Below are 1,321 nucleotides of genomic sequence, written 5' to 3'. Positions count from 1 at the left end.
GAGGGCGAGCGGTGCGGCGATGTCGATCTGGCGTTCACGCCCGTCAACGCTTAACCAGGGCGTGTCTCTGCCGATACATGGCATGCGCGAATTCGATGAAATGGTGAGACGCGATGGACCCATTGAGCCTGCCGCCCACGCCTTCAGCTTCTTCTTCTGCTCCGTCGTCTGCTCCCAAGCAGCGCCTCGCCACGGTGAGCGGTCCGGGGCTGGTGCGGCCGCGTCCCGCGGCGTCGTCGGGTCGGTCGAGCCGCCGTGAGAGCGAAGACATCGATGTGCAGGCGCTGGCGAAGCAGCTCGGCCTCAATCCTGCCGATCTGCGCGCCGCCATCCAGAAGGTTCAAGCCGAGCAGCAGGGGGGCGGTGGCGCGGGCGGCTGGCAGGGCGATCAAGACAACGCGCTTCCCTGGGCCGCTCCGAGCCGGCAGCGCCAGCAGAGCGCCGTCAGAACCGCGCAGAGCCTCGGCGTGCAGGCGCAGGGTCTGCAGCAGGCCATCGACTCGGTCACCGATCTGCCCAGAGGCGCCAACCCCGTGCAGCACGCGGCGCAGCAGCTCGACGTCGACCCCAACGCGCTCATGACCGCCATGCATCAGAATGGCCTCACCTTCGTCGATGAGTACGCGTAGCGAGGGCGCGTGGGGTGAGGCGGGCGATGAACGGAACAATGACCGATCTGTGAGTCGGGTGGCTTGACGGCGCGTTGTGGAACCCCTACCTTGTGAGTAGCACATATGTAGCACTCAGGAGGCCGCCGTGGTGGTGCAGATCAAGGTCAGGCAAGTGGGAGGCTCAGTCGGAGCAACCATTCCCAAGGAGATGGCCGAGCATCTTCATATCGCTGCGGGTGATACGCTGTATGCCATCGAGACCGAGCGGGGTATCTTGCTGACCCCCTACGATCCCACATTCGACAAGGCCCAGGAGGCCTTCACAAAGGTCTCTCGTCGATATCGCAACGCGCTGCGCGAACTCGCGAAATGATTCGTCTTTGTGGCTGAGCCGATCTTGCTCGATCGTCTGACGGTCGAGAGCTTCCATCACGATCTGTTGCGTCAACATGGTGGCAGGTCTGGTCTGAGAGATTCGCAAGCGCTCGAAGCAGTTTTGTCACGGCCGAAGCTTCATGGGCAGTATCAGCCAGAAGAAGGTGTCCACGTGCTGGCCGCAAGTCTCTGTCACGCACTCGCCAGCAATCACCCGTTCATCGACGGGAACAAGGGGGGTGCATTCGTGGCGATGGCCGTCTTTCTCGAACTGAACGGATGGGAGCTTATCGCCAGTGAGGTCGACGTTGTAGACATGATGCTTTCACTGGCCA

General features: G+C 62.6%; 3 protein-coding genes. All 3 read left to right on the top strand.

Translation table 11 applies throughout. From position 1 onward, the window contains the following. Positions 1-122: 122 nt before the first annotated feature. Entirely contained in the window at positions 123-629 is a 507-nt protein-coding gene (locus tag EB084_25680; GenBank protein ID NDD31654.1) for a hypothetical protein, read from the top strand. A 130-nt stretch (positions 630-759) separates the two neighbouring features. Beyond that, the gene (locus tag EB084_25675; GenBank protein ID NDD31653.1) at positions 760-984 is read left to right on the top strand and encodes an AbrB/MazE/SpoVT family DNA-binding domain-containing protein; all 225 of its coding nucleotides are present in this window, start codon (positions 760-762) and stop codon (positions 982-984) included. A 174-nt stretch (positions 985-1,158) separates the two neighbouring features. Next, on the top strand, positions 1,159-1,321 hold a 163-nt coding region (locus EB084_25670; protein NDD31652.1), incomplete at its 3' end, for a type II toxin-antitoxin system death-on-curing family toxin.

This window comes from Pseudomonadota bacterium (genome assembly GCA_010028905.1).
GTDB lineage: Bacteria > Vulcanimicrobiota > Xenobia > RGZZ01 > RGZZ01 > RGZZ01.
This window is presented reverse-complemented; position numbering and strand designations above follow the sequence as displayed.